Annotated in this window: 19 protein-coding genes and 1 pseudogene; 11 read left to right on the forward strand and 9 right to left on the reverse strand. The window is 60.7% G+C overall.

What is annotated here, in order from left to right:
• Window positions 1–34: 34 nt before the first annotated feature.
• Together BFC21_RS00375 and BFC21_RS00380 are read right to left on the reverse strand one after the other, a co-directional pair.
• The gene (locus BFC21_RS00375; protein WP_088379364.1) at window positions 35–961 is read right to left on the reverse strand and encodes a 4-hydroxyproline epimerase; all 927 of its coding nucleotides are present in this window, start codon (window positions 959–961) and stop codon (window positions 35–37) included.
• 54 nt (window positions 962–1,015) lie between these two features.
• On the reverse strand, window positions 1,016–2,659 hold the full coding sequence (locus BFC21_RS00380) for an APC family permease (protein ID WP_088379365.1): 1,644 nt from the start codon (window positions 2,657–2,659) through the stop codon (window positions 1,016–1,018).
• Window positions 2,660–2,861: 202 nt separating this feature from the next.
• Between BFC21_RS00380 and BFC21_RS00385 the strand changes: the two genes are divergently transcribed.
• Both BFC21_RS00385 and greB read left to right on the forward strand, forming a co-directional pair.
• A complete protein-coding gene (locus BFC21_RS00385; RefSeq protein ID WP_088379366.1) occupies window positions 2,862–3,635 on the forward strand; it encodes an AraC family transcriptional regulator in 774 nt (257 codons plus the stop codon).
• Window positions 3,636–3,742: 107 nt separating this feature from the next.
• Window positions 3,743–4,219 (forward strand): transcription elongation factor GreB, encoded by a 477-nt coding sequence (greB, locus tag BFC21_RS00390; RefSeq protein ID WP_095004182.1) that lies wholly within the window; start codon window positions 3,743–3,745, stop codon window positions 4,217–4,219.
• 271 nt (window positions 4,220–4,490) lie between these two features.
• Here the strand turns inward: greB and BFC21_RS00395 are convergent, their stop codons facing one another.
• Window positions 4,491–6,995 (reverse strand): ABC transporter permease, encoded by a 2,505-nt coding sequence (locus BFC21_RS00395; RefSeq protein ID WP_120265500.1) that lies wholly within the window; start codon window positions 6,993–6,995, stop codon window positions 4,491–4,493.
• Window positions 6,995–7,678 (reverse strand): ABC transporter ATP-binding protein, encoded by a 684-nt coding sequence (locus tag BFC21_RS00400; RefSeq protein WP_088379369.1) that lies wholly within the window; start codon window positions 7,676–7,678, stop codon window positions 6,995–6,997. Before BFC21_RS00400 ends, BFC21_RS00395 begins: the two co-directional genes overlap by 1 nt.
• A gap of 10 nt (window positions 7,679–7,688) precedes the next feature.
• Here BFC21_RS00400 and BFC21_RS00405 point away from each other — a divergent pair, with 10 nt between their 5' ends.
• The 3 genes from BFC21_RS00405 (at window position 7,689) to BFC21_RS00415 (ending at window position 9,772) form a co-directional block, all read left to right on the forward strand.
• Window positions 7,689–8,294 (forward strand): arylesterase, encoded by a 606-nt coding sequence (locus BFC21_RS00405; RefSeq protein ID WP_016780123.1) that lies wholly within the window; start codon window positions 7,689–7,691, stop codon window positions 8,292–8,294.
• Between the two features lie 58 nt (window positions 8,295–8,352).
• Complete coding sequence (locus tag BFC21_RS00410) at window positions 8,353–8,646, forward strand: hypothetical protein (RefSeq protein ID WP_003446817.1); 294 nt, start codon at window positions 8,353–8,355, stop codon at window positions 8,644–8,646.
• Window positions 8,647–8,743: 97 nt separating this feature from the next.
• Window positions 8,744–9,772, forward strand: a complete 1,029-nt coding sequence (locus BFC21_RS00415; protein ID WP_088379370.1) for a L,D-transpeptidase family protein — start codon at window positions 8,744–8,746, stop codon at window positions 9,770–9,772.
• Window positions 9,773–9,910: 138 nt separating this feature from the next.
• On the opposite strand, the gene oprI is transcribed toward BFC21_RS00415, so the two are convergent.
• Window positions 9,911–10,162 carry an outer membrane lipoprotei OprI gene (gene oprI, locus BFC21_RS00420; protein WP_003172710.1) on the reverse strand — a complete coding sequence of 84 codons (252 nt, stop codon included), beginning with the start codon at window positions 10,160–10,162 and terminating at the stop codon, window positions 9,911–9,913.
• Window positions 10,163–10,656: 494 nt separating this feature from the next.
• On the opposite strand from oprI, the gene BFC21_RS00425 reads away from it, so the two are divergent.
• Window positions 10,657–10,938 (forward strand): GNAT family N-acetyltransferase, encoded by a 282-nt coding sequence (locus tag BFC21_RS00425; protein ID WP_016780125.1) that lies wholly within the window; start codon window positions 10,657–10,659, stop codon window positions 10,936–10,938.
• A 173-nt stretch (window positions 10,939–11,111) separates the two neighbouring features.
• Here BFC21_RS00425 and BFC21_RS00435 read toward each other — a convergent pair whose 3' ends face one another.
• Both BFC21_RS00435 and BFC21_RS00440 read right to left on the reverse strand, forming a co-directional pair.
• On the reverse strand, window positions 11,112–12,188 hold the full coding sequence (locus BFC21_RS00435) for a 3-deoxy-7-phosphoheptulonate synthase (protein WP_029611320.1): 1,077 nt from the start codon (window positions 12,186–12,188) through the stop codon (window positions 11,112–11,114).
• Between the two features lie 131 nt (window positions 12,189–12,319).
• Entirely contained in the window at window positions 12,320–12,766 is a 447-nt protein-coding gene (locus BFC21_RS00440) for a PilZ domain-containing protein (RefSeq protein ID WP_088379371.1), read from the reverse strand.
• On the opposite strand from BFC21_RS00440, the pseudogene BFC21_RS00445 reads away from it, so the two are divergent.
• From BFC21_RS00445 to BFC21_RS00465, 5 genes and pseudogenes are all read left to right on the forward strand, one after another.
• Window positions 12,765–13,150: pseudogene (locus BFC21_RS00445) on the forward strand (thioredoxin family protein). The gene BFC21_RS00440 and the pseudogene BFC21_RS00445 overlap by 2 nt on opposite strands.
• Window positions 13,151–13,188: 38 nt before the next feature.
• A complete protein-coding gene (locus BFC21_RS00450) occupies window positions 13,189–14,106 on the forward strand; it encodes a 5'-nucleotidase (protein WP_016780129.1) in 918 nt (305 codons plus the stop codon).
• A 94-nt stretch (window positions 14,107–14,200) separates the two neighbouring features.
• The gene (locus BFC21_RS00455) at window positions 14,201–14,707 is read left to right on the forward strand and encodes a universal stress protein (RefSeq protein WP_016780130.1); all 507 of its coding nucleotides are present in this window, start codon (window positions 14,201–14,203) and stop codon (window positions 14,705–14,707) included.
• Between the two features lie 106 nt (window positions 14,708–14,813).
• Entirely contained in the window at window positions 14,814–15,788 is a 975-nt protein-coding gene (gene cysB, locus BFC21_RS00460; RefSeq protein WP_016780131.1) for an HTH-type transcriptional regulator CysB, read from the forward strand.
• A gap of 218 nt (window positions 15,789–16,006) precedes the next feature.
• On the forward strand, window positions 16,007–17,347 hold the full coding sequence (locus BFC21_RS00465; protein ID WP_088379374.1) for a hypothetical protein: 1,341 nt from the start codon (window positions 16,007–16,009) through the stop codon (window positions 17,345–17,347).
• A gap of 5 nt (window positions 17,348–17,352) precedes the next feature.
• On the opposite strand, the gene BFC21_RS00470 is transcribed toward BFC21_RS00465, so the two are convergent.
• Both BFC21_RS00470 and BFC21_RS00475 read right to left on the reverse strand, forming a co-directional pair.
• Window positions 17,353–18,492: a catalase family protein gene (locus BFC21_RS00470; protein WP_083369840.1), complete on the reverse strand. Its 1,140-nt coding sequence runs from the start codon at window positions 18,490–18,492 to the stop codon at window positions 17,353–17,355.
• Window positions 18,493–18,535: 43 nt separating this feature from the next.
• Window positions 18,536–20,350 (reverse strand): di-heme-cytochrome C peroxidase, encoded by a 1,815-nt coding sequence (locus BFC21_RS00475; protein WP_120265501.1) that lies wholly within the window; start codon window positions 20,348–20,350, stop codon window positions 18,536–18,538.
• Window positions 20,351–20,463 lie beyond the last annotated feature (113 nt).

Here is a 20,463-nt window from a genome sequence, read left to right on the forward strand (position 1 = left end):
AGTCGTTTATTCGGATGTGTTTACGGCGAAGGGCTTAAATGCCCCACGCGAAAGGATCTTTTTCGTCGATCAGCAGCAGGCTGTCGGCGGTCATAAAGGCCTGGCCGGTAATGAACGGGCGAATGCGCTCGCCGTCCCATTGATAACTGCCGACAAACTGGCTGGCGGTGATGCTGGCCTGCACCCAGGGCTGGCCGGGGGCCAGCTTGCCGTCGGCGGCCAGGCACGCCAGTTTGGCGCTGGTGCCGGTGCCACAGGGCGAGCGGTCATAGGCCTTGCCCGGGCACATGACGAAGTTGCGGCTGTCGGCCTGGTCGTCGTCGGCAAACAGTTCGATATGGTCGATCAGGGCACCGTCTGCGCCGTGTATCCCTTGCGCCTCAAGGGCCTTGAGCATGGCCCAGGTGTACTCGGTGAGGGCTTCGACATTGTCCAGTTGCAGCGCCTTGCCGTGGTCGCTGACCAGGAAGAACCAGTTGCCGCCCCAGGCAATATCGCCCTGCACGCGGCCATGCCCGGGTACGTCAACGGCGACCTGCTGGCGGTAGCGGTAGGAAGGCACATTGCCCACAGTGACCTTGCCATCTGGATGCAGGGTGGCGGTGACCGGGCCGACCGGGGTGTCGATCTTGTGTTCACCGGTCTCGATCAGGCCCAGGTGATGCAGGGAGGCGATCAAACCGATGGTGCCGTGCCCGCACATGCCCAGATAACCGGCATTGTTGAAGAAGATCACGCCGCAGGTGGCATCTGCCGACACCGGCTCGCAGTACAGCGCGCCGACCAGTACATCGTTGCCACGGGGCTCCAGCAGACAGGCCCGGCGCCATTGGTCATGCTGGTCACGCAAGGCGTCGCGCTGCTCGGCAATGGTGCGCCCGGCCAGGTGCGGAAAGCCTTTGAGCACCAGGCGGGTGGGTTCGCCGCCGGTATGTGAATCAATGATATGGACTTGCTTCATGAACGTATCCCTTGGAAGAGAACAACGGCTGGGAGGACAGTGGCAAACGGTGTGTCAGGACGAAGTCGGCACAAATCCTCCGCTGGCATGGCGCGGTGACGTCTGGCTGGCAGGTTGCGGGGCGTCTTCGCTGTCCTCGTCGTCTTCCAGGCGGACCAGGTGCGCCGGTATGCCGGTGGCGGCACCCCAGTAATAGATCGCGGTGGCGCAGGCGGCGACGACCAGGGTGTCGAACGGGTGAGCGAGCACGCCCAGGCCACCAAAGGTGCCGAGCTTGGACAGCACGATGGTTACGGCGTAGAAGCCGATCAGCCACAACGATGAACGTACTTGCTGGCCCAGACTCAGGTGGTTGGTCGGTACGAAGCGTGAGCACAGCAGGTACACCACGAACATCAGGATTTGCAGGCCGAGCAGCCAGGACACGGTGTTCCAGCCCGACCAGTAAACAATCAGCGCCGCCACGATAAATGACAGCGGGCCCAGCACCGCCATCCACTTGACCCGGAACGGGCGTGGCATGTCGGGGGCATTGCGGCGCAGGGCGGCCACGGACACCGGGGCCACGGCGTAGCTCAATACCAGCGCGGCGGAGACCACGTTGATCAGCGCTTCCCAGGAAGGGAACGGCAAGGTCCAGAACACCGACAGGCCAAAGGTCAGCCACAGCGCCGGGCGCGGGATACCGGACTTTTCATCGATGCGCGTGAACACTTTGAAGAAGGTGCCGGTTTGTGCCCAGCCATAGATCACCCGTGGTGTGGCGTTCATGTAGATATTGCCGCAGCCGCTGGGCGAGATCACCGCATCGGCCACCACCAGATAAGCCAGCCAGCCCACACCCAGGGCCAGGGCGATATCGCGATAGGGCAGGGCCAACTCCTTGGTCACACCGGCCCAGCCATTGGCCAGCATCTCCGTGGGCACACCGCCGAGGAAGGCGACTTGCAACAGCACATAAATAACGGTCGACAGCAGGACCGACAGGATCAAGGCAATCGGGATGGTGCGTTGCGGGTTTTTCACCTCGCTGGCCACCGAGATGATCGGGGTCAGGCCCAAGTAGGCGAAGATGATGCCGCCTGCGGAAACGGCCATCTGCACGCCCGACAGGCCGAACGGGGCGAAGCCGTGGGCGTAGAGGTTTTGCGGTTTGAAGAAGGTGAACAGCACGCCGATCACCAGCAGCGGCACGATGAACTTGAATACGCTGACCAGGTTGTTGGCCAGGGCGAACGTCTTCACGCTGCGATAGTTGAGCATAAAGAACAGGCATAACAGGCCGAACTGCAGGAGCCAACCCAGGATCGAAGGGTCACTGGAACCGGCCTTGGTCAGCTCGGGGAACCATGCCGCGGCGTATTGGCGAGCGGCGACCACTTCAATCGCCACCAGGCTGGAGAACGCGATCAGGGTGATAAAGCCCATCAAGTACCCGAGCAACGGGCCATGGGAGTAAACCGGGTAACGAATGACGCCACCGGCGCGCGGCAGGGCAGCGCCCAGTTCGCAGTAAACGATGCCCAGCAACAACACGGAAAAACCGCCCAGCAGCCAGGAAAAAATCCCTGCCGGACCTGCGATTGCCGACACATGACTGGCTGCAAACAACCAGCCGGAACCGAAGATGGCACCCAGACCGATAAAGGTCAGGTCCATCAGTGAGAGCTGTTTCTTGAATTTGCCTTTACCTGACATGGCGTCGCCTTTTTGTGAGTTATTGGTTAGGCAGGTGTGATGTCATTTGCCAGTGCGCCAACACGGTTGGCGGGTGTGCAATGGCGCTAGATTGAACGTCGGGGGAGGTTTGCGATTGATCTTTTCCATTGAAGCCGATGACGAAATCGGCACAATGGACACAGGCGATTGATGCCTGCTCAGTTGTGGGAGAGTGAGATTGATGACGCAGACTGCTTTTGCAATGCTGGGCCAGGGCAGCGAGCTGAGCCGCCCCGAGAGCCTTGAACAGTTGCTCTCGGGGGTGGCGCTGTTGCTGCCGATGCTCGATGCCATCCCCAATGCCGCGATCTTTATCAAGGACACTGCCGCGCGCTATGTGCTGGCCAACCGCACCCTGGTGCAGCGCTGCGGCCTCAAGCAGTTGCAACCCCTGCTGGGCAAAACCAGCGCCGAGGTTTTCCCTGCGCAGTTGGGGCCGGGTTATACCGAGCAGGATCGCCAGGTGCTGGAACAGGGGCGGGTGCTGGAAGACCAGCTGGAGCTGCACTTGTACGGGACTCGGGAGCCAGGCTGGTGCCTGACCCACAAGCGCCCGCTGTACAATCGCCAGGGCGAGATCATCGGCCTGGCGGGGATCTCCGTGGACCTACAATCCGCCAGCGATACTCACCCTGCGTACCAGCGGCTGGCGGCGGTGGACGAACACATCCGCACGCATTTCAACCGCCGTGTGACCCTGGGCGAGTTGACCCGTATCGCCGGGATTTCCGTGGCGCAACTGGAGCGTTACTGCAAGCGGGTATTTCACCTGACGCCACGCCAGATGATCCAGAAAGTACGCCTGGAGCATGCCCATCGTCTGTTGCTGACCGATATCCCGATCACTGAAGTAGCCCTGCAGTGCGGTTACACCGACCACAGCGCGTTCACCCGCCAGTTCAAGGCGTTGACCGGTTTTACTCCGCGCCAGTACCGGCAGGCCACGGCACAGTGAGCGAGTTGCCGTGGTTGTGATTTTTATCAGTGGCCCTATGTATTTCGTCGCGCCGGGGTGTTAAGAGTCTGCCCTGGCCAATGCAACCTGCTGGAGAACGACCGCGAGTGAGTACCAACATCATCACTAGGCAAGGCCATGAAGCCCTGAAGCAGGAGCTTGACTACCTGTGGCGGGAAAAGCGCCCGGACACCACGCGCAAGGTTACCTGGGCAGCTTCGTTGGGTGATCGCAGCGAAAACGCTGACTACCAGTACAACAAGAAGTTGCTGCGCGAGATTGACCGGCGCGTGCGCTACCTGCGCAAGCGCCTGGAAGATGTGCGGGTAGTTGATTACTCGCCCGAACAGGAAGGCCGGGTATTTTTTGGTGCCTGGGTCGAAATTGAAAACGAGGCCGGGGACGTCAAGAAATTCCGCATTGTGGGTTACGACGAAATTTACGGGCGCAACGATTACATCTCCATTGACTCACCGATGGCCCGTGCGCTGTTGAAAAAACAGGTGGGGGACGAGGCCGTGGTGCAGACCCCGAGCGGGGAAGTGCTGTGGTGGATCAACGAGATTTATTACGAGAAAAGCTAGTGTAAAACTTATAGCCGCTGACGATTGCAGCGAGGCTGCGATCGGGCGCGAAACGGCCGCCGGACCTGCCTGGATGCAGGGTTAGCGGCCGACATATTTTCTCTGTAGGAGCCGGACTTGCCCGCGATGCAGGCACCGCGCTGTATCTGGAGGAACGATGTGCTGCCATCGCGGGCAAGCCCGCTCCCACAAGATGTTCGCGGCGTAACAGTTGAATCCAAAGATGACGATCGCAGCCTCGCTGCGCTCCTCAGCGGCTACAGGGGCCATATCAACCCTCGCGCAACACCGTCAACGGGCTGGCATTCAGCGCCCTGCGTGTGCCAAACACTCCCGCACCGCCCACCATCAGCGCGCCCAGCACCGGCAACAGCAGCAACCACGGATGCGGGTGCCACGGCAGGTCAAAGGCAAAGCGGTACAGCACCAGGCTGACCAGTTCGGCACCCAGTGCCGCGAGCAGGCCGCTGGTGGCGCCCAGCAGGCCGAACTCGATGCGCCGGGCCTTCACCAGCAGTTGCCGCTCGGCCCCCAGCGCACGAAGCAGGGCGCCCTGGCGAATGCGTTCATCCAGGGTGGATTGCAAGCCGGAAAACAGCACCGCCATGCCCGCCGCCAGCACGAACAACAGCACGTATTCCACAGCGATGGTCACTTGCGCCAGGATGCTGCGCAGTTGCTCCAGCAATGCATCGATGGGCAGGATGGTCACGGCGGGGAAGGTACGCGACAGTTCGATGATTTCCTTGTCATGTCCCGGTGCCAGATAAAAGCTGGTGAGGTAGGTGGCCGGCAAGTCCTGCAAGGTGCCAGGCTGGAAAATCATGAAAAAGTTGGGCTGGAAGTTGTCCCAGTTGATGCTGCGCAAACTGGTGACCCGCGCTTCGCGATTGACTCCGGCAATGGTGAAGGTCATCAGGTCGCCCAGCTTCAGCTTGAGGCTTTCGGCGACTTTGGCTTCCACTGAAACACCCGGCACATCGCCTTCGGGCTTCGGGCCCCACCAGCTACCTGCCGTCAGCTGGTTTTCGGCAGGCAGGTCGGCGGCCCACGTCAGGCTCAAGTCGCGCTGGATGGCCTTGTCACCACTGGAGTCTTTGCTGACGATATCTTGCACCGGTTGGCCGTTGATGCTGATCAGGCGCCCCGGAATGACCGGGTACAGCGGTGCGGCGCGGGCCTGCAGGGTCATCAGGTGAGCACCGAAAGCCTCCTTGTCGGCCGGCAGGATATTCAGTGCAAAGTAGTTGGGCGCGTCTTTAGGCAACTGGTTTTGCCAAGTGTCGAGCAACTCGCCGCGCAGCAGGGCGATCAGCGCCATCGACAGCAGGATCAGGCCAAAGGCCAGGGCCTGGCCAGCGGCGGCCAGCGGGTGGCGCAGCAACTGCCCCAGCCCCAGGCGCCAGGGCAGTGAGGCCCGTGCCAGCAGACGGCGCAGGCTTTGCAGGCCCAGCAGCAGGAGCCCGCCCAGCACCACGGCGGCAATCACACCCCCGCCGAGCAAGGCGAAGGTCAGCACCAGATCCAGGCTCATGCGCCACATGATCAGCCCCAGTGCCAGCAGGGCTGCACCGTAGACGGTCCAGGTGCTGGCCGGAATCGGCAGCATGTCGCGGCGCAGCACCCGCAGTGGCGGTACGCGGCCCAGTGCGGCGAGTGGCGGCAAGGCAAAACCTGCCAGCGCCACCAGCCCCGTACCCATCCCGGCAATCGCCGGCATCAGGCCGCCGGGCGGTACGTCAGCAGGCAGCAGGTCGTGCAACAAGGCGAACAAGCCTAGCTGCGCCAGCCAGCCCAGCAGGGCACCAGCAAGGCTGGCCAGCAGGCCGAGCACCGCCAGTTGCAGGGTGAACAGTAACAGGGCTTCGCGCCGTGACAGGCCCAGGCACCGGAGCAGGGCACTGGCATCGAAGCGTCGACTGGCAAAGCGGGTGGCAGACAAGGCCACGGCCACGCCCGCCAGCAGCACCGCCACCAGGCTGGCCATGTTCAGGTAACGCTCGGCCTTACCCAGGGCACCGCCGATCTGCTGGTTGCCATCCCGGCCGTCGAGCAGGCGCTGGTTGGCTTCCAGCCCGGGTTTGATCACCTGGCGGTAGGATTCAAGGGCTGGCGCCTCCCCGCGCCACAGCTCGCGGTAGGTCACCCGGCTACCCGGTTGTACGATACCGGTGGCAGCCAGGTCGTCCAGATTGATCAGTACCCGTGGGGTCAGGCTGTAAAGGTTGCCGGCGCGGTCGGGTTCATAGGTCAGCACTCGGGTGATGCGCACGGTTTTTGAACCGACATCGATCTGATCACCGACCTTGAGGTCCAGCGCGGTCAGCAGCCGGGCTTCGGCCCAGGCCTCACCGGGTTTGGGGCCGCCTCCAGGTTGTTCTTCGGCATAGGGCTGCGGGGCGCTTTTCAGTTCGCCGCGCAGCGGGTAGGCATCGTCTGCCGCCTTGATGCTGGAGAGCTGGATACCGTTGTCGGTGGCGATCACGCTGGCAAATTCGACCACCCGCGCGTGTTTGAGGCCCAGGTCTGTGCCGACCTTGATTTGCTCTTCGCGCGCCGGGGCGCTGCCATCGAGCACCAGGTCGGCGCCGAGAAACTCAGTGGCGCGCAACAGCATCGCGCCATTGAGACGGGCACCGAAGTAGCCGATGGCTGTGCTGGCCGCCACGGCGACCAGCAGGGCGAAAAACAGCACGCGCAGCTCGCCGGCGCGGGCATCGCGCAGCAATTGGCGTACGGCCAGACTCAGCAGGCGCAACAGCGGCAGGCGTGCCATCAGGGCTCCAGAGGGCCGACCAGATGGCCAGCTTCAAGACGGATCAGGCGCCGGCAGCGATGGGCCAGGCGTTCGTCATGGGTCACCAGCACCAGGGTGGTGCCGTTTTCCTTGTTCAGTTCAAAGAGCAGGTCGGTGATGCGCTCGCCGGTGTGGCTGTCGAGGTTGCCGGTGGGTTCATCGGCAAACAGCACGTCGGGGTTGGCGGCGAACGCCCGGGCGATGGCAACCCGCTGTTGCTCGCCACCCGACAGCTGGCGCGGCGAGTGGCTCAGGCGCTGGCCCAGGCCAACCCGCTCAAGCAGGTGGCGGGCATGCTCGCGGGCATCCTTGCGGCCATCCAGCTCCAGCGGCAGCATGACGTTTTCCAGGGCATTGAGGCTGTCGAGCAACTGGAACGACTGGAACACAAAGCCCACATGCTCGGCCCGAACCCGGGCGCGCTGGTCTTCGTCCAGGGTGCTCAAGGCCCGCCCGGCCAGGATCACTTCGCCCTGGCTGGGCAAGTCCAGGCCTGCGAGCAAACCCAGCAAGGTCGACTTGCCGGAGCCTGAAGCCCCGACTATCGCCAGGCTGTCGCCCTTGTTCAGTTCAAGGTTCAAAGGGTGCAGGATGGTCAGCTCGCCTTCCGCGCTGGGAACCACTTTGCTAAGGTTCTGCGCGGTGAGAATACTTTCGCCCATGGAGAATCCAATGCGTGTGTGGTTTTTAAGTGCTGCCCTGGCCCTGATGTGCATGGCGCAGACGGCAACGGCGGGAACAATCTTGATCGTCGGCGATAGTATCAGCGCGGCTTTCGGCCTGGATACCCGTCTGGGATGGGTGTCCTTGCTCGAACAGCGGCTCAGGGAGCAAGGCTACGACGACAAGGTGGTCAATGCTTCGATCAGCGGCGACACCAGCGCTGGCGGGCTTGCGCGGCTGCCGGCGCTGCTTGTAGAGCATAAACCGGATGTGGTGATTGTCGAACTGGGCGGCAATGATGGCCTGCGTGGCCAGTTACCTGCGCAATTGAAACAAAATCTTGCAGGGATGATCGACGCCTCGCAACAGGCGGGTGCCAAGGTGCTGTTGCTGGGCATGCAGTTGCCGCCCAATTATGGTGCGCGTTACACCCAGGCCTTTGCCGCGGTGTATGCCGAGTTGGGCAAGGAAAAAAACGTCGCGCTGGTGCCGTTTTTTCTCGAGGGCGTGGGCGGCAAGACCGAGCTGATGCAGGCTGATCGCATCCACCCGGCGGTCGGGGCGCAGGGGCTTTTGCTGGATAATGTGTGGCCGGCGCTAAAACCCCTGCTTTGATGCTTTTCTACGGCCAGTGTTTCGGCTAAGGTGGCGCCCCCCCGATTTGGAGCCCCCGATGTCGCGTCCTGCCTGGTCTTTATATGCCTATCAACTGATCGAGCCCGATGAGCAGCTCGATCTGTTCGCCTGCCAGGAGGTACGGGTGCATCTGGTGACGCGTCAACTGGAGCTGGGCGGCACCATTGACCGCACCTTGTGTGGCTCATTGCTGCCTGCACAACCGCGCTGGTCTGATGTCACCCGCAAGGTGTTCCAGGACCACCGGTTATGCCCGCTGTGCCGGGCCATCATTGAGTCGCAGCGCCGCGGCACGGAGCCCATCTGGCCAGAGCTGCGCTTTGAACTATGATGTTACCTGTTTGATGCCCTGACCGGCTCACGCTCCCCGTGGGCGCGGTGTACACTCCCTTTTTTGTCCCCCGTTGTCTATGCGAAGGATGTTCCGGATGTTGTCGCGCCTACCTGCAGTTACCCGCTACCTGTCCGTTGCCGCACTCTGTGTTGCGGGGCCCGCTGTTGCGCTTGAATTCCCGCTGCCACCTCCCGGCGAAGACGTCGTGGGCGAAGTGCAGGTCATCAAGGGCAAGTACGAAGACTCCTTCGCAGACCTGGGCAACAAGTACGAGCTGGGCTATTCGGAAATGATCGCTGCCAACCCGGGGGTCGATGCCTGGTTGCCGGTCAAGAAGAACCCGGACGGCACTATCGTTGATACCGATATCGTGTTGCCGACCCAGTTCATCCTGCCGCCGGGCAAGCGCGAGGGGATCGTGATCAACCTGGCGGAATACCGCCTGTACTATTTCCCCAAGGACCAGAACAAGGTCTACACCTTCCCGCTGGGGATTGGTCGCGAGGGTTGGGGTTCGCCCCTGGGCCAGACCAAAATTACCGCCAAGACCCCCAACCCGACCTGGACGCCGCCGGCTTCGATCAAGGCCGAGCACGCCAAAAACGGCGACCCGCTGCCTAACGTGGTGCCCGCAGGGCCGGACAACCCGCTTGGCCCGTTCAAGTTTACCCTGGGCATGCCGGGCTACCTGATCCACGGCTCCAACGCCAAGTTCGGCATCGGTACGGGCACCAGCCACGGTTGCTTCCGCATGCTCAACCAGAACGTGCTGCAAATGGCAGAGATGGTGCCGGTGGGTACGCCGGTGCGGATCATCAACGAGCCGTACAAACTGGGCGTGAGTGGCGGCAAGGTATTCCTTGAAGTTCACGAGCCGTTGAACGTGAAGGATGGCTCGCTGCTGGCGGTGAGCGACAAGTCCCACTTGACCCCGGAAGACTTGCAGAACAAATATGCAGGCTTCATGAACTTCCTGCTCAAGCACCCGAATCTGGAAAACAACATCCAGATAGACAAGGACCTGGCCTTCCCGGTAGTGGGTGCCGAAACTGGCATACCGGCAGTCATCGGTACATCCAATGCGGGAATGGCTACTGGCCAGTCGCTGGACTATGTGCAGTAAGCCGTACTGCAAGAACGCACTAAAAAGCCGCCTTGGTTAATAGCCTTGGCGGCTTTTTTATTGCCTGTTGAGTGGCTGGCAGGCAATAAAAAAGCCGACCTATAAATAGGTCGGCTTGATAACAGTCCCGAAGGACTATTACTTGCGGCTTGCTTTTTCAAGCATGCGCAGAGCGCGCTCGTTAGCTTCGTCAGCAGTCTGTTGTGCTTTTTGAGCAGCAGCCAGAGCTTCATCAGCTTTACGGTAGGCTTCGTCAGCACGAGCCTGGGAGCGAGCTGCTGCATCTTCAGTTGCAGTCAGACGGGCTTCAGTTTCTTTAGATACGCTGCTGCAACCGGTAGCCAGAACTGCGGCCAATGCCAGAGCAGAGAATTTCAGAACGTTGTTCATCGTGTTCCCCTTCAAGGACTTTCTAATTAAAGCTGTTCCTTCAAAGTGAGGAAACAGCCGGCGTACATAGTACCCATTACTTGTAGTAAGTAAAATGACCTAGCGCAAGAACCAAAAAAAATAATTGGCAATCAATCTTGATGGGCTAGCGTTAACAGATTGTGCTTGTAAAACAGTCAGTTTGGAGTGCAAGCAGCCGCTTCGGCGTGATGGCGTCGCGTGACTTTAAGTTAGGTTGTACGTCATAGCCTCAACCTTCCGCAAAATGTTCAGGTGGCGTGCAGGTGATGGGGTCGACGAAACGTTTGAGCAGCCTTGATCGGCGGACAACTGGCAGGCCCATGACGTGAACATTTGCACTGAGAGTGGCTACGCTTTAATCATGGCCTGCGCACACCTGTGCGGGCAGCGCGTGCGTGATGGCGTAGTGGTTCCCTCGGCGGAAAAACATCAGTAAGGTAGGGGTCACAGTACAAGACCCGCGAGGAGCAATGATGAGCGAGGCGTTGACCATCCACCATGACCAGGCAGGTCACCAGTTTGAGACCACTGTCGACGGTCATCGTGCTTACCTGACCTATATGGATCTGGGCAAGCAGACCCTGGATATCTATCGCACGTTCGTGCCCAATGCGTTACGTGGCCGCGGCATTGCTGCGGCCTTGACGGAGCAGGCGCTCGATTACGCCGACAAGATGGGCTATGAAGTGATTCCCTCGTGCTCATATGTAGAGCGCTATATGGAACGCCACAAGCGGCCCCAGGCCAATACCTGAAAGCCACACACAAAAACGCCGGGCATGCCCCGGCGTTTTTGTGTGTGGCGGCAACGGTGTGGGACTGGCGCAAAACTATTGTGGGAGCGGGCTTGCTCGCGATGCAGGCGACACGGTCATTCAGTTAAACCATGTCGATGCCATCGCGGGCAAGCCCGCTCCCACATTGCGTATCAGCCGCGCTCGCGCTTGGGCAGTACATCCTTGAGCTTGGCGCGCATGCTGCGCAACGTGCTCTCGGTAGCGGCCCAGTCGATGCACGCATCGGTAATCGAAACGCCGTACTGCAGGTCTTCGAGGTTTTTCGGAATGGCCTGGCAGCCCCAGTTCAAGTGGCTTTCGACCATCAGGCCGATAATCGACTGGTTGCCTTCGACGATCTGGTTGGCCACGTTCTCCATGACCAGCGGTTGCAGGGCCGGGTCCTTGTTGGAGTTGGCGTGGCTGCAGTCGACCATGATGTTCGGGCGGATTTTCGCCTTGTTCAGGGCCTGCTCGCACAGGGCGACGCTGACCGAGTCATAGTTGGGCTTGCCGTTGCCGCCGCGCAGTACCACATGGCCGTAGGCATTGCCCTTGGTGGTGACGATCGACACGCCGCCTTCCTGGTTGATACCCAGGAAACGATGGGGGCTGGAAACCGACTGCAGGGCGTTGATCGCCACGGTCAGGCCGCCATCGGTGCCGTTTTTGAAACCTACCGACGAAGACAGGCCCGAGGCCATTTCGCGGTGGGTCTGCGATTCGGTGGTGCGCGCACCAATGGCCGACCAGCTGATCAGGTCCTGCAGGTACTGCGGGGAAATCGGATCAAGGGCTTCGGTAGCCGTTGGCAGGCCCATTTCAGCCAGGTCCAGCAGGAGTTTGCGGCCGATATGCAGGCCGTCTTCGATCTTGAACGAGTCGTCCAGGTACGGATCGTTGATCAGGCCTTTCCAGCCCACGGTGGTGCGTGGCTTTTCAAAATACACGCGCATGACCAGATACAGCGTATCGCTGACCTCTGCGGCGAGCACTTTGAGGCGCTCGGCATATTCGTGGGCCGCCTTGATATCGTGGATCGAGCAAGGCCCGATGACAACGAACAGTCGATGGTCAGTGCCATCCAGGATATTGCGAATCACCTCGCGCCCTTTGGTCACGGTCTGCAGCGCGGTTTCACGCAAAGGCATTTCGCGCTTGAGCTGTTCAGGGGTGATCAGGGTTTCGTTGGAGGCAACGTTTAGGTCGTCGATCGGTAAATCAGCCATCGTGTTACTCGTCAGGTCACGGGTGCCGGCCGCCAGCGATCCCCGTGCGGCGGAGCACAGCTTGATTGAGCGCATCGGGGAGCCGAACCTTAACGCGTTAACCGGTTAGTCGACAATGGGCAGGCGCAGCTTTAATCCAGCACCGCCTGCGCCATTGCATGCTCCATTGTGGCTTGGGAGAACTCCACGGCGTGATGAGTGACCCATTCCAGGGCCAGGGCTTGCAGGTCCAGCGGACATTGGCTTTGTTGCTGTTGCAGGCGGGAAAAGTGCTCGATCTGGCAAACCTGTTCACCCATGCGTGCGCCAAACAGGGTTTGCTCGTCGATCAGGGCCACGCCGATGCGGTAGCCCGCCGGATGCTTTTCGCACCAGGCTATATAGCCCGGATAACGTGCGTTTTCCCCCAGGGTAGGCATGGACATCTCAACGGCAGTGCCGCAGCGCCAGCTTCTGTCGCTGTTGCATGCCACGCCGCCGAGGCTGATAGAGTGCAGCTTGCGGCGCGGCAGTGAAGGTTGGTTGCGTAGCGTAATCTCGACGGGAACATCATCTGGGTGAGGTAAAAAACGACCCATGAATACTGACTCCAAGTGCCATCAAATTAGTATTGTCTTATGAGTATAGTGACTGCAATGGAACTGACCGACTTTGATGCCGACCAGCAACTGCTGGCACTGCCCGGCACTTCGCTGGTGATCTTCACCAGCGCTGGCTGCTCGGCGTGCCGGGTGGCCCGGCGCATGTTGCCAGGCATGCAGTTGCCCGTTGAACGGTTGTGCTGGATTGATGCTGGCAACAACGGTGGCCTGGTCGAACGTTACGAAATTTTCCATCTGCCTACCCTGTTTGTCGTACGCGACGGGGCCTTTTACGGTGAGTTGAAATCGCGCCTGAGTGAAGGCGAACTGGCCCATCATATTCGCCTGGCCTTGATGCTTGAGCCTGACGAGCTACCGTGAAGCAACGTTTGAACCCGCTTGAGTGCCGTGGAGGCGATATGAGCAAAGGCTTAAAGGGCAAGCTGGTGCTGGCCATTTCTTCTCGGGCCCTGTTCGATTTGAGCGACAGCCATCAGGTCTACCTGACCCAGGGGATCGAGGCGTACCGGCAATACCAGATCGAACATGAAGATGAAGTGCTGGCGCCGGGGGATGCCTTCGCGCTGGTGAAAAAACTCCTGAGCTTCAATGCCAGCCTTGGCCGCGAGCGGGTCGAGGTGGTGCTGGTCTCGCGCAACAGCGCCGACACCGGGCTGCGGGTGTTCAATTCAATCCAGCATTACGGCCTGGGTATTTCCCGGGCCGCGTTCTCGGGCGGGCGCAACCCTCACCCTTACCTCAATGCTTTTGGTTGTGATCTGTTCTTGTCGACCCATGCCGAAGATGTGCGCAGTGCCCTGGATGCAGGTTTTGCCGCAGCGACTATTCTCTCGGGCGGCTCGCTGCGTGCCGAAAGCAATGAACTGCGCATTGCCTTTGACGGCGATGCGGTCCTGTTTTCCGATGAGTCGGAGCGGGTTTTCCAGTCCGGTGGCCTGGAGGCGTTTCAGTCCCTTGAGCGCGAATCTGCGCGCAATCCGCTGCGCGGTGGGCCGTTCAAGGGGTTTCTGGAGGCATTGAACCTGCTGCAGCGCGAATTTCCTGATAACGCTTGCCCGATTCGTACCGCGCTGGTGACTGCGCGTTCGGCGCCGGCACATGAGCGGGTGATTCGCACATTGCGCGACTGGGATATTCGCCTGGACGAGTCGCTGTTTCTGGGCGGGCTGGACAAATCGGCATTCCTGGAAGCCTTTGCTGCCGATGTGTTTTTTGATGACCAGGCCGGGCATTGCGAGCGGGCGCGCCAGGTGGTGGCGACGGGGCATGTGCCTCACGGCATCAGCAATGAAGCTCGGGATTTAACCTGCGAATAAGCCCTGCGGGCAAGTTGCCGAGCGGAGCCTCGTACTTGTTGCGGCGCTGCTAAGCTCAATTTACCTCGTCCATCGAAGCTGTCGGGAAGGTCGCATGATCCGCTCAATCCTGTACGCCACTGACCTGGGCATTTACGCGCCCGTTGTGATGCAGCACGCGCTGGGAATGGCCCGCAGCTTCAGCGCAGACCTGTTTGTGGTGCATGTGGTCGAGCCTATGGGGTTGTTTGCCGAGTCGGTCCTGCAGAGTTACCTCGACGAGCAGGCGTTGAGCGAGCTGCACCAGCAGGGCATGAGCACCATGCTGTCCAATATCGAGTTGCGCGTATTTGAAAGCCTGCGCGAAGAGCTGGCAGGGTGGGAGCAGGAGCTGGCCCTGATTCGCTCGGTCAAGGTGATTCAGGGGGAGCCTTCGCAAGTCATTCTGGAGCAGTCGCAAAAGCTTTCGGTTGACCTGTTGATCCTGGGCAGCCATGCCCAGCCCGCGGGGGGCGAATCGCATTTGGGGCGCACGGCCGCCCGGGTTATCGAACTGGCTCAGATCCCGGTGTATTTGGTACCGCTGTTACAGCGTCGGCGCAGCGCTGATGTGCAAGGCTGATGAATCAAAAAAAACGATAAAAAGTTCTAGATTTATTATTCCAACCTTCCATATAGTTATATATCGCCGCCGATACCTAGGCGCCTATCAGCTTTGAGGGATGCATATGAAGCTTCAACAATTGCGCTACATCTGGGAAGTGGCGCACCACGACCTCAACGTTTCGGCCACCGCGCAGAGCCTGTACACCTCACAGCCGGGTATCAGCAAACAGATCCGCCTGCTTGAAGACGAATTGGGCGTCGAGGTCTTTGCCCGCAGCGGCAAGCACCTGACCCGCGTCACTCCGGCGGGCGAGCGCATCATCACCACCGCTGGCGAGATCCTGCGCAAGGTCGAAAGCATCAAGCAGATCGCCCAGGAATTCTCCAACGAGAAAAAGGGCACGCTGTCGATTGCCACCACCCACACCCAGGCGCGTTACGCCCTGCCACCGGTCATCAGCAACTTTATCAAGCAGTACCCGGACGTGGCCCTGCACATGCATCAGGGCTCGCCCATGCAGATCGCCGAGATGGCCGCCGATGGCACCGTCGACTTTGCCATTGCCACCGAAGCCCTGGAGCTGTTCGGCGACCTGGTGATGATGCCGTGCTACCGCTGGAATCGTTGCGTGGTGGTGCCCCAGGGCCACCCACTGACTAAATTGCCGAAGCTGACCCTCGAAGCGCTGGCCGAATACCCGATCGTGACCTACGTGTTCGGCTTTACCGGGCGCTCCAAGCTCGACGAAGCCTTCAGCCATCGCGGCCTGACGCCAAAAGTGGTGTTTACCGCTGCCGACGCCGACGTGATCAAAACCTATGTGCGCCTGGGCCTGGGTGTTGGCATCGTGGCCAAAATGGCTGTCGACACCAATCTGGATAAAGACCTGGTGGTACTGGATGCCAGCGAGTTGTTCGAGTCCAGCATCACCAAGATCGGCTTTCGTCGTGGCACCTTCCTGCGCGGCTTTATGTGCGACTTTATCGAGAAGTTCGCCCCGCACCTCACCCGCGAAGTGATGGCCAAGGCGATTGCCTGCCACAACAAGCAAGAACTCGAAGAGCTGTTTGAAGGCGTGGAGTTGCCGGTTCACTGATACCCGGGCAGCACACCCCCCTGTGGGAGCGGGCTTGCCCGCGATGGCCGCGACGCGATCTGAACCAGGGACCGCGCCGTCTGCATCGCCAGCAAGCCCGCTCCCACCGTTATTTCGGCTGCTGGGCCAGGCTGAGTTTTTATCGATATCTATATAGTGCCCGCCAGCCGCGCGGTTGTTTGAAGCTAAGGGATCCATTGATTTCACGGAGCCCTGACATGAATCACCCGACCCAAGGCAACGGCCCCGAAGCCCCGGCATTGCTCAGGGCAAGTCCGGCGCTAAGCCCCAGATTTATCAGTGCCGATGATGCTGCCGTATTTGCCCATGACCTGATCGGCAACCGCCGGGATAAAGAGTACGGCGGGTTTATCCTGAGCAAGGCCAATCACTACTACGCAACACTGCCTGTTTCGAGCGGCGCCAGCCTGTTCAACCCCTCCGATGTACTGGCGCGATCGTCAAACGGTGACATGCTGGCCCCAGCCGGCTTTGCGATCGAAGGCCTGTATCACTCCCACGCCGCATTCCAGCGCACCACCCTGGCGGGCAATCCTGAGAGTGACTTGCAGGACAATTTCTTCTCGCTTATGGACCTGCGCACCGCCATTGCTTTCCGTCACAATTACTCGCGCTTTTACCTGTCCAATATCGACCGTAGCCTGATTTGCTATGTGGCCAGCGGCTCGCCCCAGGAGCAGGCGCTGGAGCCCTTGTTGATGTTGGTTCATCCCGACACCCCGGATCACCTTGAGCAGGCGCATCCCCCGAGTATTTTCCTGCCCAGCCATCTGCTGTCGATGGTGTATGTAGCCGGGGAATTGAGGGTGGTGCAGGGCGGTTCGTTCTGGCGCCGTCGCGGCAGGATTGCGGCAGGCTGGCGAGAATGGCAGGCGCAGCTCCTCTGGGAGGCCGATGTTGCACCGATCCATGGCCCGTTGCTGACCAGCGCCGATGCCGCTGCGCAGTATGCCCATGAACAGATGGGCCAGCACCGCCATGTGCAGCAGGCCGGTTTTATCCTCCAGCATCTGCAAACCTCGGCATTTATTGGCACACGGCCAAAGGCTACGGTCTATCGCACCTTCGATCGCCCGGAGGTTTTCCCCAGAGGCAGCGACGGGTTACCGCAGTTGCCCGAAGGGTACCGGATTGTCGCGGTGTTTCACTCGGCCGACGTGCTGCGGGCTGTCGTGCCTGAGGCGCAAGCCAGGGTGCTGAACGACTTTATGTCCCCGGACAACCTGTGGGTCGATTTCTTGTTGATGCAGGCAACCCCGGGCGTGCGTGCCTACTTTTCTGCACCGGAGGGGGCGTTGCTGTGTTTGCGCCGGTTTTCGGATGACGCTGAAGCCGGGTTGCTGGCACAGGTGGCCCACCCTGATGAGTTCACCAGCCCGTTGCAGCGCCAGTTGAGCCGCGACCAGTTGAGCGCAATGCAATACGTTCGCAATGTCGCCGCTGCGTTTGTGCTGCGGGTGGTGAACACCGACCCCGTATGGACACACAGGGGCCGGGTCGATGACAGCTGGGTGCCTTTTGCACCCGCTGTCGAGTAACCAGGTTATTGCTGCTCGGCGTTGCGCGCGTGACGGTACTCGCTGACCGCGTCATACACCGCCTTGCGCAGGCGATTGATCCCGCCAATCGGCCGGTGTTCTTCAATGCCATGCCAAGGGCTGAACGACAGGTTGTCGCAGGCCAGGTTCTGGGCCGGGGTATCGAAATCCTGGGCGGGCACCTTGACCCGCGCGACGGTTTCGAAGGGCGCGTCCGATTCCTGCCACTCGATGCTGGTGTCCTCGATCGGCATAAAGCGGTTGGCATCCTGGCGCTGGATCTGCAGCACAAAGCAGGCCGGCACCCGATCCGTTGACAGTTGCTGGTTCAAGGCGTTACGCAAAAAGTTGGGCAGTGCCTCGTTTTGCTGGGGCAAGTTGTAGGCCGGGCAACTGTCCGGGTCCGGTGCCACGCGGTATTTGGCATTGGCCGTGCCGAACTTGTAGGGCGATACCGAAAAGTAGGTGGTTTGCGTCGGGCTGGCCGGGGCGGGCGCCAGGGTGGCCAGGGCGATAAACAAATGGCGAACTTGCCAGCTACGCGGATCCCAGGACGGGAAAAACGCCAGGACCTTTTTACCATCGGCTTGCGCGCCGATGTTCTGACGGTATTCAGCTACATCACTGACAAAGAAATTGGGATGGTTGAACATCACAAAGTCCTGTTCGGTACGACCCTGCTGGCTCGGCATCAATTGCGTGCCGGGCACGTCCTGCAACTTGATAGCCATGCCACGGGCATCGCGGATGCTGTCGAACTGCGGGTAGGCATTGCCATTGGACAGGCGCATCACCGCTTGCCAGGTTTTACCCGGCGTGGCGAACACGCCCTGGCGCAAGGCCGGGTCGAGGTCGGCGAGCACCTCGACTTCAGCCTTGACGCAGCCGTGGGCCTTGGCATGGGCGTCGCGCAGGTAGCGGGTATTTTCGCGGTGCTGGTCGACGATTTTGATCGCGGTCTGAATCGTGTCCCGGGTCATGGCGGCTTCCCCGTCCGGGATCTGTTCGCGAGCCGAAACCGGTCCGCGATGCTGCCAGGCATACCAGCCGGTGGCCAGCGCCCAGCCGAGCAAGCCCAGGGCAATCAGCAGCAAGAGCAGCTTGCCCAGCCATTTGCCGAGTCGAAGCCAGAAAGTGGTTAGCATGCAAACATCCTTTTAACGAATTCTTTTGGGGAACGGAGGCGTTTCATGGGGTGGGCAATGTGTGTTCAAGAGGCCCGCCGAGCACTTTGAGGTACTCCAGCAACGCCCAGCGTTCTTCGGGTTGCAGCAGGCGCCCGATGACGCCGTTGCCACGAGGGCCGGCGCGGAACTCGTGGCCGCTGTTGTGGTTGCCGCTGATGCGGGTGTCGAGCACAAAACCGCCGTCGAAAGCCTCGGTGCGATAGCCCAGATGACGCGGGTCGTATTCAAAGCTGCCGCGATAGAAGGTTTGGTCGCGCTCGGCCTGGGGCGAAAGCAATTGATACACCGTAGGCACCGAGCCGTTGTGCAAAAAGGGCGCCGTGGCCCAGATCCCGTCCAGCGGCCGCGCCTTGTAGGCACGCACTTCAAGCACGCCGATCGGCAAGCCAAAACCGTTAAGTCGCGCCTGCTCTTCGGGGCCGATATTGGCATCGTGATAAGCACGCTTTTCAACAAAGGCGGTGACATACGCCAGGCCCTTGGCCACCGACAGCTTGCTCATGTCCAGAGGGGCGTCGGTGCGGGGGTACAGGTCGACGTTCATCTTGGCCAGTTCGGCGGCGTCCCATTGCAGCGCACTGAGGTCGTAGCGGTTGTCGGCAATATTGTTGGCGGTATTGGGGTCGGTACCGATCACATCCACGGGCAGCAATTTAAGCTGCTTGACCATCCGCCCGTTTTCTTCCACTTCAGGTGGCACATGGCAGCCGGCGCAGTTTTCGCTGAACAGCGCGCGACCCTTGGCCGCCAGTGGCCGGTCAATCTTGCCGAACAGTTCTTCAGGCCAGACCGGGGGCTTGAGTTTTTGCAACGTCTCTTCAATGAGGTGCAGGTCGGTGACACGCACGCTGGAAGGGTAGCGGGCATCGCCCTGCAGGGGCTGGCCGTGGGGGTCGAAAAAGTTCAGGGTGGCGCCCACGCCCAGGGCTTCGCCGATGTTGCGTGCCATCGGCTGCTTGGCCGAGCCGTTCCACTGTACCCAGTCAAACGTCCACATATCCCACAGGTGCGGGTAGTCCACCGGGGCATTGGCCACGCGATAGTTGTCAGGGGAGATCGCATCGCCGAAGCTGGCGTTGGCGATCCGGCCGAAGGCATCGGTGCGGCCCGGGCCTTCCAGGGTTGGATAAAGGCCACGATGGGTGTCGTTCCAGGCCACGCCCAGGAAGGTGTCCAGGGAGGCCTTGAAGTCCTTGCGCAATTGCTGGTGCTGCGCATTATATTGATCGCCCAGTACGGTGCGGGCGAAGCGCTCGAATTTCCACGGGTTGTAATACGTAGCAGCGAGGCTGGCGACCAGCGCCTGGCCGAAGCTGCCGCCGCGCAGGGTCGGTACGCTCGATGGCAGTACATGTTGTGCCGGAGCACCGTCCACGCGTACCGCCTGGCCTTTGAAACGCAATTCGCCGGTGTGGCAGGCTGCGCAGGTGATATCCAGATACTCCACATTGCTGCCGGGGTTCTGGTGGCGGGTGAAGCCGACGGGCAAGTTGCCCGGATTGGCAGCACTGGCCTGCTGCTTGGGGTCCACCAGGAAGCCAAAGCGCGCCAGGTACTCGGGGGCCGCGAAGGGCTGTTTGGAAAACGGCAGTTCCAGGGCGCCGAACCAGTCGTAGTGCAGGCCTTTAACCTGGGTACCCTGGGGGGTGTAGTAATAGGTCTGGCGCTCAGCAGGGCTCCACTGGTCCAGGTAGTGCAGTTGCTGCGGGGGCTGGTAAGCGGGCAGTTTCGGATTGGCAACGAAATAGATCACCAGGCCAAGGCCCAGGGCCACCGCCACCAGCAGCCCCAGCAGAACACGGTAAAACAGACGCACAGTAACGCTCCTTGTAAAAATATGTACAGCCTTATGCCTTAGCTGGAGTCAGGCATCAAGTGAGCAGGGTTATGCCGTGCCGGGTTTACAGATGCGCTGGCAAAAGTTGCGGC

It is taken from the genome of Pseudomonas sp. TMW 2.1634, from assembly GCF_001703595.1.
GTDB classification, from domain to species: Bacteria; Pseudomonadota; Gammaproteobacteria; order Pseudomonadales; family Pseudomonadaceae; genus Aquipseudomonas; species Aquipseudomonas fragi.

Excerpts from the sequence above, each read along its gene's own strand:
- oprI (WP_003172710.1), bottom strand. The coding sequence starts at position 10,162 with ATGAACAACGTTCTGAAATTCTCTGCTCTGGCATTGGCCGCAGTTCTG.
- BFC21_RS00395 (WP_120265500.1), bottom strand. The coding sequence starts at position 6,995 with ATGGCACGCCTGCCGCTGTTGCGCCTGCTGAGTCTGGCCGTACGCCAA.
- BFC21_RS00385 (WP_088379366.1), top strand. The coding sequence starts at position 2,862 with ATGACGCAGACTGCTTTTGCAATGCTGGGCCAGGGCAGCGAGCTGAGC.
- BFC21_RS00405 (WP_016780123.1), top strand. The coding sequence starts at position 7,689 with ATGCGTGTGTGGTTTTTAAGTGCTGCCCTGGCCCTGATGTGCATGGCG.
- BFC21_RS00375 (WP_088379364.1), bottom strand. The coding sequence starts at position 961 with ATGAAGCAAGTCCATATCATTGATTCACATACCGGCGGCGAACCCACC.
- BFC21_RS00435 (WP_029611320.1), bottom strand. The coding sequence starts at position 12,188 with ATGGCTGATTTACCGATCGACGACCTAAACGTTGCCTCCAACGAAACC.
- BFC21_RS00400 (WP_088379369.1), bottom strand. The coding sequence starts at position 7,678 with ATGGGCGAAAGTATTCTCACCGCGCAGAACCTTAGCAAAGTGGTTCCC.
- BFC21_RS00455 (WP_016780130.1), top strand. The coding sequence starts at position 14,201 with ATGATCCGCTCAATCCTGTACGCCACTGACCTGGGCATTTACGCGCCC.
- BFC21_RS00440 (WP_088379371.1), bottom strand. The coding sequence starts at position 12,766 with ATGGGTCGTTTTTTACCTCACCCAGATGATGTTCCCGTCGAGATTACG.
- BFC21_RS00415 (WP_088379370.1), top strand. The coding sequence starts at position 8,744 with ATGTTGTCGCGCCTACCTGCAGTTACCCGCTACCTGTCCGTTGCCGCA.
- BFC21_RS00470 (WP_083369840.1), bottom strand. The coding sequence starts at position 18,492 with ATGCTAACCACTTTCTGGCTTCGACTCGGCAAATGGCTGGGCAAGCTG.
- BFC21_RS00380 (WP_088379365.1), bottom strand. The coding sequence starts at position 2,659 with ATGTCAGGTAAAGGCAAATTCAAGAAACAGCTCTCACTGATGGACCTG.
- BFC21_RS00410 (WP_003446817.1), top strand. The coding sequence starts at position 8,353 with ATGTCGCGTCCTGCCTGGTCTTTATATGCCTATCAACTGATCGAGCCC.
- BFC21_RS00425 (WP_016780125.1), top strand. The coding sequence starts at position 10,657 with ATGAGCGAGGCGTTGACCATCCACCATGACCAGGCAGGTCACCAGTTT.
- BFC21_RS00465 (WP_088379374.1), top strand. The coding sequence starts at position 16,007 with ATGAATCACCCGACCCAAGGCAACGGCCCCGAAGCCCCGGCATTGCTC.
- BFC21_RS00450 (WP_016780129.1), top strand. The coding sequence starts at position 13,189 with ATGAGCAAAGGCTTAAAGGGCAAGCTGGTGCTGGCCATTTCTTCTCGG.
- cysB (WP_016780131.1), top strand. The coding sequence starts at position 14,814 with ATGAAGCTTCAACAATTGCGCTACATCTGGGAAGTGGCGCACCACGAC.